This is a genomic window from Jeotgalibacillus terrae (genome assembly GCF_016908195.1).
Taxonomy (GTDB): Bacteria; Bacillota; Bacilli; order Bacillales; family Jeotgalibacillaceae; genus Jeotgalibacillus; species Jeotgalibacillus terrae.
This window is the reverse complement of sequence record NZ_JAFBDK010000028.1, coordinates 16,936-28,543: the sequence shown is the minus strand read 5'-3', so window position 1 is coordinate 28,543 and position 11,608 is coordinate 16,936. Positions and strand designations below refer to the sequence as shown.

The 11,608-nt window shown below is 43.6% G+C and carries 9 protein-coding genes and 1 riboswitch; of the genes, 7 read left to right on the top strand and 2 right to left on the bottom strand.

What is annotated here, in order from left to right; translation table 11 throughout:
* Positions 1–203: 203 nt before the first annotated feature.
* Positions 204–1,160 (bottom strand): cation diffusion facilitator family transporter, encoded by a 957-nt coding sequence (locus JOD21_RS18030; protein WP_204730905.1) that lies wholly within the window; start codon positions 1,158–1,160, stop codon positions 204–206.
* 125 nt (positions 1,161–1,285) lie between these two features.
* Between JOD21_RS18030 and JOD21_RS18025 the strand changes: the two genes are divergently transcribed.
* From JOD21_RS18025 to JOD21_RS18010, 4 genes are all read left to right on the top strand, one after another.
* The gene (locus JOD21_RS18025) at positions 1,286–2,413 is read left to right on the top strand and encodes a DEAD/DEAH box helicase (protein ID WP_204730904.1); all 1,128 of its coding nucleotides are present in this window, start codon (positions 1,286–1,288) and stop codon (positions 2,411–2,413) included.
* Between the two features lie 84 nt (positions 2,414–2,497).
* A complete protein-coding gene (locus JOD21_RS18020) occupies positions 2,498–3,157 on the top strand; it encodes a cobalamin B12-binding domain-containing protein (RefSeq protein WP_204730903.1) in 660 nt (219 codons plus the stop codon).
* 3 nt (positions 3,158–3,160) lie between these two features.
* The gene (locus tag JOD21_RS18015) at positions 3,161–3,907 is read left to right on the top strand and encodes an STAS domain-containing protein (RefSeq protein WP_041121976.1); all 747 of its coding nucleotides are present in this window, start codon (positions 3,161–3,163) and stop codon (positions 3,905–3,907) included.
* Between the two features lie 28 nt (positions 3,908–3,935).
* Positions 3,936–4,592, top strand: coding sequence for a potassium channel family protein (locus JOD21_RS18010; RefSeq protein ID WP_041121977.1), 657 nt, complete (start codon positions 3,936–3,938; stop codon positions 4,590–4,592).
* A 19-nt stretch (positions 4,593–4,611) separates the two neighbouring features.
* On the opposite strand, the gene JOD21_RS18005 is transcribed toward JOD21_RS18010, so the two are convergent.
* The gene (locus JOD21_RS18005; RefSeq protein ID WP_204730902.1) at positions 4,612–5,253 is read right to left on the bottom strand and encodes an SOS response-associated peptidase; all 642 of its coding nucleotides are present in this window, start codon (positions 5,251–5,253) and stop codon (positions 4,612–4,614) included.
* A gap of 147 nt (positions 5,254–5,400) precedes the next feature.
* Between JOD21_RS18005 and JOD21_RS18000 the strand changes: the two genes are divergently transcribed.
* From JOD21_RS18000 to metH, 3 genes are all read left to right on the top strand, one after another.
* Positions 5,401–5,934: a DUF4352 domain-containing protein gene (locus tag JOD21_RS18000; protein ID WP_204730901.1), complete on the top strand. Its 534-nt coding sequence runs from the start codon at positions 5,401–5,403 to the stop codon at positions 5,932–5,934.
* A 222-nt stretch (positions 5,935–6,156) separates the two neighbouring features.
* A riboswitch (SAM riboswitch) is annotated at positions 6,157–6,264 on the top strand.
* Positions 6,265–6,346: 82 nt separating this feature from the next.
* Complete coding sequence (locus JOD21_RS17995) at positions 6,347–8,191, top strand: bifunctional homocysteine S-methyltransferase/methylenetetrahydrofolate reductase (RefSeq protein ID WP_204730900.1); 1,845 nt, start codon at positions 6,347–6,349, stop codon at positions 8,189–8,191.
* Entirely contained in the window at positions 8,145–11,606 is a 3,462-nt protein-coding gene (metH, locus tag JOD21_RS17990; RefSeq protein WP_204730907.1) for a methionine synthase, read from the top strand. Before JOD21_RS17995 ends, metH begins: the two co-directional genes overlap by 47 nt.
* The last annotated feature ends 2 nt before the right edge of the window (positions 11,607–11,608 follow it).

The window sequence follows — 11,608 nt, the reverse complement described above, 5'->3', positions numbered from 1 at the left end:
ACGATTAAACGGCCTCAGCCCTATAGAATATAGAGCGAAAGCCGCTTAAATCACTTTTATTATTTCCACTGTCTACTTGACGGGGGGCAGTTCACTTTGAACTGTGGACTTTTTTATTATCTTGGTTATGTTAAAGTGCAATGTTGTTTTAGCACATCTGGTGATCGCAGAGGAGATCAACAGTCAGCTTCATTTTAAAGCTGTTATAGTGGCTGCCAATCGGCTTTCAGGTTATCTTCATCGAAAGAAATAACAACATCAGAAACACCTTTTTGCGCATAAATTAACAGCTTCAGGCGATCCCTGATATCATCTGCTTCAGCAATAGAGATTGACTTGTCAACCTCAATCTTTGCATCTACATGGAGGCTTTCTCCTTCTTTGACTACATGCAACCTTTTAATGTCTCTGACATGCTCATCCTTCATGATGATTCTGCTGATATGAACACGCATTTCATCATCAGTTTCCCCAATCGCACCACGTGCATTTTCAAGAAATACCCGTCCAACAACATAGAACATCATGAGTCCAATGATAATTGAAGCGATTCCTTCAGCCTGTACAAAACTTGTGAAGTGAGCAATCAGCACGGCAATCATTGCAAGAACTCCGCCGCTTGTTGCGACAAAATCCTCCATAAAGACAAGCTTTGTAGCTGGTTTTGCCTGTTTAAGGTGAGTCACACTTTTAGTAAAAACAGCTAAACCTTTCCCTTCAACACCTGCCTCATGAAGAACTTCTTTACCGGCTTTATAAAATACAAACAGTTCAAGGACAACACCGATTCCTAAAACACTAAGAATAATAGCAAGACCGGTTGTTTCTGCCGGATGCAGAAGGTGGTGAATGCCTTCTTTAATGGCTTCATAAGAAAGTATACCGACAATGATCACTGCACCGAGACAAACCAGATTAACGACCCTGCCAAATCCGTTTGGGAACCTTGGTGTCGGTGCTTTTTTGGATAAAGCTGATCCAATGAAAACAAAAAGCTGATTTGCTGCATCACCAAATGAGTGCATCATCTCTGCAAACATTGCAATATTGCCTGTAAGCAGATAGGCCACCATTTTCAATACTCCGATAAATGAATTAACGATTGCTGCAAGCAGGGAGGGTTTATTTCCCCCTTTTAATAAACTGAAAAATTCTTTCATATGTAAGCTCCTCTCTTTCTGATATATTCATCTATTCCCCATTTAGCAGAGATTTTCTCCATCATGCGTAAATTAAATGAAAATGGTACAATAATAAGCAATGAGATGAACGGAGAGTGGATAAGATGCTTGAAAAAACACTAAATAAATGGAATGAATCAGGATTTGAGAATATGACAGCTGTACAGGAAAAAGTCATTCCGCTATTAACAGAAGGAAAAGACGTGATTGCGGAATCACCTACAGGAACAGGTAAAACGTTGTCCTATGTCCTGCCGCTGATTGAAAACCTGAACGCAGACCAGAAACTTCCTCAGGCATTGATTCTGGCACCATCAAAAGAGTTGTCGATGCAGATCCTTGATGTTCTTCAGCAATGGGGAAAAGAAGCAGGAATGAAATCCGCTTCTATTATAGGAGGCGCTAACCCGAAAAGGCAGCTTGAGAAACTGAAAAAGCAGCCGCACGTCATTGTCGGGACCCCTGGACGGATCCTTGAACTGATTAAACAAAAGAAATTAAAAACACATGAAATCAGGACAGTCATTCTTGATGAAGCAGATCAGCTGCTTTTACCTGAGCATAAAGAATCGATCGGTCAGATCATTAAGAGTACGCTTGCGGATCAGAGGCAGCTGGCAATGTTTTCAGCGACACTTCCTGAAGAAGTGATTGAAGATGGAAAAGGTATCATGAAGTCACCGGAAGTGATAAAAGTCGGACGTGAAGACATTAAGCAGGGTGATATACGTCATCAGTATATGATCTGTGAAAATCGTGAAAAAGTGGATATGATCAGACGGATGGTAAGAATGGATGCAATGAAGCAGGAAAAGTCACTTGCCTTTATGCAGGAAGTACTTGATGTCATGACAGCAGCTGAAAAACTGAACTATAAAAATCTGGAAATTGCTGCGCTGCACAGTGATCTGACGAAGGAACAGAGAGCCACAGCGATGAGAAAGTTCAGAAAAGGTGAACTGCCATTGCTGCTTGCCACAGATCTTGCCACACGCGGTCTCGACATAGAAGAAGTAACGTATGTCATTCATATGGATGCTGCTGAATCACTTGATCAGTATATTCATCGCTCAGGCAGAACCGGCCGGGCAGGTGCAAAAGGAACAGTGTTATCCTTTGTAACACCTGGAGAGGTCAAGAAAATCAAACGCTTCACGAAAGAACTTGGCGTGGAATTGCAGGAAGTAACGATGTACAGAGGTGAATGGCAGACTGTTTCCTCCCAATCCTGAATGTGGAATAGTTGACTTTCCTTTTCAGAACAACGAGAATTTGTATAGATGTCAGACACTCGAATAATAAGGAGTGATCAATAAATGGAAACAGTAAAGAACTTCACAGACGTGCTTCTTGATGGAGATCAGGATAAAGCATGGGAATATGTAATAAATGAAGTGGATAAGGGAACTTCCACTAAAGATATTTTTTTTGGACTGTTAACACCGGCAATGGTCGAGATCGGACAAAAGTGGCAGGAGAATGAAATTTCAGTTGCAGACGAGCACCTTGCTACAACTACATGTGATTTCACACTTGCCCGCTATAAACATGAAGTGCTCCTGCCGAGAATTCAAAATAAACCGCAGGATCAGGGCCGTGCATTATTTTTCTGTGTTGAAAAAGAAGAGCATGACCTGGGTATCCGGATGATTGCACAGATTTTTGAAGAAAACGGTTATGAAGTCCGGCTGATGGGAGCTAATCTGCCTGTAGAATTTGTGCTGACGATGGCAGTAAAATGGGAACCTGATGTTATCGGAATGTCGGCCAGTATGCTGAAACAGGGTGAAAGAGTACCCTCGTATATTCAAAGGCTGATGGAACGATTTGAACAGACTGAACTGTTAATCGGCGGCCGTTTCCTTTCACTGCCGGATCAGCTGTTAGATAAAGCAGATGACTCAAAAGTGACGATTATTCAGGAAGGAAGCGAACTGTCTGCATGGATGGCTGCTCGCGTTGAAGGAGGAAAATAAACATTGATCCACCTTGATGCCATGCCTATGCCTGTGGTAATCATTGACCATGCTTTAAACATCATAGAATCTTCAAAGAAAACTGAGAAGCTTCTTGGACATGCAGCTTCATTTCTCGATTGGGTAGATGATGAAAGCCGTGAAAAAGCTGTCAGGTTTATGCAGGATAAGCATTCTGAAAAAATTGAGCTGAATTTAGTGACGATAGATGGTGCTATTTCACTCTTTTCTGTTTTGATGACCTGGGATGACACCTTCGCCACCGTAGCGCTTCAGAAGGAGGATCACCGTCTCATGCAGCTGATGGGGAAAGTAACAGAACATAAGCGCCGCCTTGAAGAAAGCGATATGGAGCTGATTTTGAAAAAGAATGAGCTTGAGCAATCTTTGAAAAGAATTGGGGAATTGAGTACCGCTGCAATTGAATTAACAGATGAAATTGTTCTCATTCCATTGTTCGGGGATTTAACTGTCGCACTCATCCATCAGAATCAGCAGCGTATTTTAGATAACATTTATGTGAAGAATATCGATGAGGTCATCATCGACTTGCAATCTGTCGGAGTGATGGATGCTGCAGGTGTTGAAGAGATGATAAAAATGATAAAAAGCTTTTCACTGTTTGGAACAGCGTGTACAATAACGGGTGTGAAGCCGGAGCATGCTCCTTTCCTTCACCAGGTTCATATGATACAAAAGCTTACCTTTATTAATAATCTTGAAGATAAACTTTCCCGTATTGTGTATTAGAAGCGCTTAGACAGAAAGAAGGATTGACATGAACAAACAATTTGCAGTACTCGGACTGGGCAGTTTTGGAGGACATCTGGTCGAAGAGTTCCATGAAATCGGTGCAGAAGTGTTTGCGATGGACCGCAATGCAGAGTTAGTAGATAAATACTTTGATATTGCCACACATGTCATCCATGGTGATGCACAGGATGAACAGCTTCTTGTTCAGGCCGGAATCAGAAACTTTGACCTGGTGGTTGTTTCTTTCGGTGAAAACATTGAAGCAAGTATCCTGACTACGATTATTTTAACGGATCTGGGCGTAAAAGAGATCTGGGTAAAAGCTTCAAGTCTTTATCATCAGAAAGTGCTTGAAAAGATTGGTGCTACACGTGTCATCCGTCCTGAAAAAGATATGGCAAGGCGGATTGCACACAGACTGGCTTCAAAACACTTTATTGATTATGTTGAACTTTCAGAAGAACACTCAATGGTGGAAATGAAAGCGACCCAGAAGATTACGGGGAAAACCATCGCTGCATTGAACGTCAGAAACCGGTTCGGCTGTAATATTGTCGGTATATATAGAAATCATGATTTAATTGTGGCGGTAAGCGGTGAGGATCGAATTGAGAAAGATGATGTACTGATTGTTATTGGTGAAAACAGAAAACTGCACCGCTTTGAAAAGCAGGGTGTTTAACCTTAAGGAATCCGCAGGCTTAATAGCCAGCGGATTTTTTGAATCGTTCTCCTGAAATCTGCTCTGCAGTAAGCAGGTCACCTGCACATGGTTTCAGCAATTGTTGCAGAGATGATAGCTTTGCATCCGGGTTCAGCCATGCGTCAAAATTATTATGCTCAAGAATAACAGGCATACGATTATGAATCTCAGCCATCAGATCATTCGGTTCAGTTGTTAAAATAGTACAGCTTCTGATCAGTTCATCCCCGTTGCGCCAGGATTCCCATAGACCGGCAAATGTGATCGGATCCCCATCACGTCTTTTAATTTCAAAGGGCTGTTTTTCATTCCCTGATTTCTTCCATTCATAAAAGGACGTTGCAGGAATCAGACACCTCTTGGACTCGAACGCTTTCTTAAAGCTTGGCTTCTCAGAGACTGTTTCAGATCGGGCATTGAAAGTCTTGTAGCCGATTCTCTGGTCTTTTGCAAATGGCGGAATCAATCCCCATCTGAAATTAGCAGGATACCTTTTGCCATTCAGCTCGACAACAGCTGCAGCGGACTGGCTTGGTGCAAGATTCCGGCTTGGTGTATATAGAAAATCTTCCCTCATTTCAAACTGATAATAAGCCTGCAGGTCATGCATAGCCTCAACTAACGAAAACCTTCCGCACATCACAATCACTCCTTAGAAAAATTGTAACAAAATATTGCAAAGATAGAGAAGATTTAAACTTATTTCCTTTTAAAGGGTATCGGTTGATTTGTTTCGTTTTACGAATCATACTGTGCTTAGACATACATATTCAGGAGGGTATTCCATATGAAGAAATTTTGGTTAGTATCTGCCATGGCAGCTGCACTTATGCTTGCAGCATGTTCAGATGATTCATCTGAACCGGCAGAAACAGAAGAGGCAACGACAGAAGAAACAACTGAGGAAGAGACGGCAGAAGAAACAGAAGAAACTGCTGACAGCGAAGAATCAGCTGAAGAGCCATCACTATACCTGGTTGATGACGAAGTAACAGCCGGTGATCTTACAATGACAGTCACTGATGCAGGTGTAGCTGAACAGCTCGATGATACGAACCGCGTATATGAAATCAACATGACAGTGATGAATAATGGAGAAGAAGATCTCACTTTATCTTACGAAGATTTCACGCTGACTGATCTTGCGGATGAGGAAAAAACGGCTTATGGTGAAACATCAGAATGGACAATCGCAGCAGGAGAAACAACTGAAGTAGCGCTTCAGTACGAATCAGCAGCAGCAACAGCATTCAAACTCTTGGGCACATTCAGTGAAGAAGAAATCGAATGGAGACTGCCGGGTATTACGTCGTTAGATTGATTCAATTTATAGGGATTCATAGAAGAAACTCTACTATATTTTTAATATAACTTAAGTGCAGCGTCCGCCCGAAACGCAGCGAAACGATTAAAAAGACTGAATTACTTAAATTCAGTCTTTTTATATATGCTGATGCATTTTAAAACTACTTTTATCATCGCTTCTATTGACATAACAGCCCTCTTTCTTGTAAAGTTGTCATAATTAATTGAATAGCGTGGATTCTTATCAAGAGAGGCGGAGGGAAAAGGCCCGTTGAAACCTCAGCAACCTTCACAAACAGTGAAAAGGTGCTAAATCCATCCTGTCAGCAGGCAGGGAAGATAAGAAGCTTAGAACTCTAAAGCCTTCTTATCTATGATATAAGAGGGCTTTTTTGTATATACACGTACGTATCAGGAAGGGTGAAGACATGAATTTACTTGATGAAATGAAAAAACGGATTCTAATCGGTGATGGCGCAATGGGAACCCTCCTGTATTCATACGGTTCTGATCAGTGTTTTGAAGAATTAAATCTGTCACAGGCAGCCCATATTCAGCAGATTCACAGGGCGTATATTGATGCCGGTGCAGATGTGATACAGACGAATACCTACGGAGCAAATTATCATAAGCTTGAAAGGTATGGACTTGAAGAGAAAGTAAAAGAAATCAATACAGCGGCAGTGAAAAATGCAAAAGCTGCTGCAAATGAAGATACATTTATTCTTGGAACAATTGGTGGGATCAGAAGTTTCCGGCCTCAGTCAATTGAGATCAACGAAATCAAGCGTACATTCAGAGAACAGCTTTACTGTCTTCTTTTAGAAGGGGTAGATGGACTGTTATTCGAAACATATTACGATTTTGAGGAACTGGCAACGGTTGTTGAGATTGCGAGAAAAGAAACAGATATCCCGATTATCGCTCACATTTCCGTGCAGGAGCCTGGTGTAATGCAAAACGGAAAGCCGGTCGCTGAAGCACTGCTTGAGCTTGAATCACTTGGTGCAGATGTAGTCGGACTGAACTGCAGGCAGGGACCGTTTCATATGATTAAGTCTCTTGAACAGGTCCCGCTTCCTGAAAAAGCATATCTGTCATGTTATCCGAATGCGAGCCTGCCTTCCTATTCAGAAGGCTCACTTCAATATAGCAATAATGCAACGTATTTCGGAGAGGTTGCACCAGCATTCAGGCAGCAGGGTGTCAGACTCCTTGGTGGCTGCTGCGGTACAACCCCGGATCACGTCAGAGCTTTCAGTCAGGCGCTTAAAGGTCTCACACCGGTCACTGAGAAAAAAGTGGAGAAGGCAGAGAAGATTGTCCTGCATGCCCGTGAAAAAGATTTGCCTGAGCCGCTTCCTGAGATTGTTGGCAGAAGAAAATCAGTGATCGTTGAACTCGATCCGCCCAAAAAACTTCAGACCGACAAGTTTATTGAAGGGGCGAAAGCACTTGGAACAGCTGGTGCTGATGCAGTTACACTTGCTGATAATTCACTTGCAAGTCCAAGGGTCTCAAATGAATCACTCGGTTATTTAATCAAAGAGCAGGGTGTTCGTCCGCTCGTGCACCTGACCTGCAGAGACCGTAATCTGATCGGACTTCAAAGTCATCTGATGGGGCTTCATACGCTTGGATTGCATGACATTTTAGCAGTTACAGGTGACCCTACTAAAGTAGGGGACTTCCCTGGTGCCGCTTCTGTTTATGATGTTTCTTCATTTGAGCTGATCGAAATGATCCAGCAGTTGAATAATGGTATGTCGATGTCAGGAAAAGACCTTGGTGAAAAGGCATCATTTACGATTGGGGCTGCTTTTAACCCGAATGTCAGAAGCGTGGAGAGAGCAGTGCAGCGGCTCGAGAAAAAAATCTCAGCAGGTGCGGATTATTTTATGAGTCAGCCGGTATTTTCAGAAGAAAAGCTGATTGAAACTGCAGAAGCAGTCAAAGACCTTGGCAAACCGGTCTATATCGGTCTGATGCCGCTGACCAGCAGTAAAAATGCTGACTTCCTTCATAATGAAGTGCCAGGTATTAAATTGACTGAACAGGTCAGGGACCGGATGGCTGCCGTGTCAGGAGACCGGGAGAAATCATACAGGGAAGGTCTTGCGATCACTAAATCGCTGATTGATACAGCACTTGATTTATTTAACGGGATTTATTTGATCACACCATTTATGCGGTATGAAATGACAGCTGAATTAACACGCTATGCCAATGAGCAGGCGGCAAAGCGAGGGGGACAAGAACGTGCGATTTACTGAACAGCTTGAAAAAAGAATTCTGATTATGGATGGTGCCATGGGTACGATGCTGCAGGATGCGAATCTGACAGCAGATGATTTTGGCGGAGAAGATCTTGAAGGATGTAATGAAAACCTGAATAGAACCCGCCCGGATGTACTTGAGAAAATCCATGACGCCTATTTTGAAGCAGGCGCAGATATTGTAGAGACGAATACATTTGGCAGTATGAGCGTGGTACTCGAGGAGTATGACATCGCAAAAGATGCATATGAACTGTCAAGACTCGGAGCAGAAATTGCTAAAAAGTCAGCGCTGAAATGGTCTACTGAAGAGCGTCCGCGTTTTGTAGCAGGCTCGATGGGGCCAACAACTAAAACCCTGAGTGTTACAGGCGGAGCTACATTTGACCAGCTGAAGGATTCCTATGCTGAACAGGCGAGAGGCTTAATTGACGGGGGTTCAGATTTGCTGCTGGTTGAAACGAGTCAGGATTTATTAAATGTAAAAAGTGCATTTCTCGGCATTCAGGATGCATTCAGGAAGACCGGGAAAGAACTTCCGCTTATGATCTCAGGAACAATCGAACCGATGGGGACGACACTTGCAGGGCAGACGATTGATTCTTTTTATATCAGTGTTGAGCATATGAATCCTGTATCAGTCGGACTGAACTGTGCGACAGGTCCGGAATTCATGCAGGATCATATCCGTTCACTTGCTGACATTAATCAGTCTTATGTCAGCTGTTATCCAAACGCCGGGCTGCCGGATGAAGAAGGTATCTATCACGAAACACCTGAAACACTCGCGAAAAAACTCGCAGGATTCGCTGAAAAGGGCTGGCTGAATATCGTAGGCGGCTGTTGCGGTACAACTCCTGCTCATATCCGCGCGATCGCTGAAGTCATGAAAAACTATGAGTCAAGACGATATAAGCCTAAAAAGCAACATACGGTTTCAGGAATTGAACCGCTGATCTATGACGATCCATCTATGCGTCCACTCATGATCGGTGAACGTACAAACGTGATCGGGTCAAGAAAGTTTAAAAGGCTGATTGCTGAAGGGAAAATTGAAGAAGCTTCTGAAATTGCACGTGCCCAGGTTAAAAAAGGCGCACATGTCATTGATATCTGCCTCGCTGATCCTGACAGAGAAGAAGAAGCGGATATGGAAGTCTTCATGCAGGAAGTTGTTAAAAAAGTGAAAGTGCCGCTTGTCATCGATTCAACAGATGAAAAAGTGATTGAAAAAGCGCTCCGCTACTCACAGGGAAAATCGATTATCAATTCTATCAATCTTGAAGATGGACTGGAGCGCTTTGATGCAGTGGTTCCACTAGCCAAACAATACGGCGCTGCACTGGTAGTCGGAACGATTGATGAAAAAGGAATGGGCGTATCAGCTGAAAGAAAGCTAGAGATTGCCGCGCGCTCTTATCAGATCCTGACTGAGGATTACGGCGTTGATCCGACTGATATTATTTTTGATCCGCTCGTTTTTCCAGTGGGAACAGGCGATGAGCAGTATATCGGTTCGGCAAATGCAACAGTCGAAGGGATCCGTTTAATAAAAGAAGCCTTCCCTAACACACAGACTGTGCTGGGCGTAAGTAACGTCTCATTTGGTCTTCCGCCGGTTGGCCGTGAAGTGCTAAACGCAGTCTACCTGTATCACTGTACACTTGCCGGGCTGGATTATGCGATTGTTAATACGGAAAAGCTGGAGCGTTTTGCGTCTATCAGTCCCGATGAAGTAAAAATGGCAGAACAATTGCTATTTGACACAACAGATGAAACGTTAGCTGAATTCACAGCCTTTTATCGCGGTAAGAAAAAAGAAACGATTTCTGACCTGCCTGATATGACACTTGATGAAAGACTTGCTTATTATGTCGTGGAAGGGACAAAGGAAGGGCTGTTGCCTGACCTTGAGCAGGCACTTGAAGCATTTGATGAGCCGTTATCAATCATAAACGGTCCGCTGATGACCGGGATGAAGGAAGTCGGCAGGCTCTTTAATGACAATCAGCTGATCGTTGCTGAAGTACTGCAGAGTGCCGAAGTAATGAAAGCAGCTGTTGCTTACCTCGAGCCGTATATGGAAGCATCGGATGAATCCTCTTCTAAAGGGAAAGTCATTCTTGCTACTGTAAAAGGGGACGTACATGATATCGGTAAAAACCTGGTAGAGATTATTCTCAGTAACAATGGTTACGAAGTCGTCGACCTTGGTATCAAGGTAACGCCTCCTGAATTAATTGAAGCGATTGAGCGGGAAAAGCCGGATATTGTGGGGCTGTCAGGACTGCTTGTGAAATCCGCTCAGCAAATGGTCATTACAGCTGGTGATATGCGTGAAAAAGGACTTGATGTCCCGATCCTCGTTGGCGGAGCAGCCCTGTCGAGAAAGTTTGTGGATACGAAAATTTCCAACCATTATGACGGACTTGTGCTTTATGCGAAAGATGCAATGAACGGATTGAGTCTGGCTAATCAGCTGCAGGATGAACTGGAGCGTGCCAAACTTAGTGAAGAAATCTTTGCCAAGCAGGAAAAGCTTCAATCCCAGGAGCCCCGCCCTGCAAGAGAAGCACCGGTCGGCGTGATGGACAAACCGGCCGTGGCAGAAGCACCTGTATTTGTACCAAATGATACGAAGCGGCATGTGATCAGTTCTTATTCTGTTGCTCATGTGGAAGCTTATATCAATATGCAGATGCTTCTGGGTCACCACCTTGGTGTAAAAGGAAAGATCTCAAGGCTTCTTGAGGAAAAAGATGAAAAGACGCTTAAAGTTAAAGAGACAGTGGATCACTTAATTGGAGATGTTAAGCGTGAAGGCCTGATTACTCCTTCAGCAGTGTATCAATTCTTCCCGGCACAAAGTGAAGGGGATGATGTGATTATCTATCACCCGGACACAGGCGTGGAAATTGAACGTTTTACCTTCCCACGTCAGCCTAGAGCGCCGTACCTTTGCCTGGCTGATTACCTCCGCTCAAAAGAAAGTGGAGAAATGGATTACGTCGGATTTTTCACGGTAACAGCAGGCAGAGGCATCCGTGAAAAAGCGCAGCAGTATAAAGAGGAAGGACGCTTCCTAGAAAGTCATGCACTTCAGGCACTTGCACTTGAAACTGCAGAAGGTTTCGCAGAGCTGCTGCATCAGCAGATGAGAGACCGCTGGGGCTTCCCGGATCCTGTGGACTTTACGATGCAGGAACGGTTCAGTGCAAAATACCAGGGCCAGCGCTTTTCATTTGGCTATCCTGCATGCCCTGAGCTTGAGGATCAGGAAAAATTATTTAAGCTGATCCGCCCTGAAGAAATCGGCGTTCAGCTGACAGATGGTTTTATGATGGAGCCGGAGGCAAGCGTATCAGCGATTGTCTTTGCGCATCCGGATGCGAGATATTTTAATGTGATGTAGGG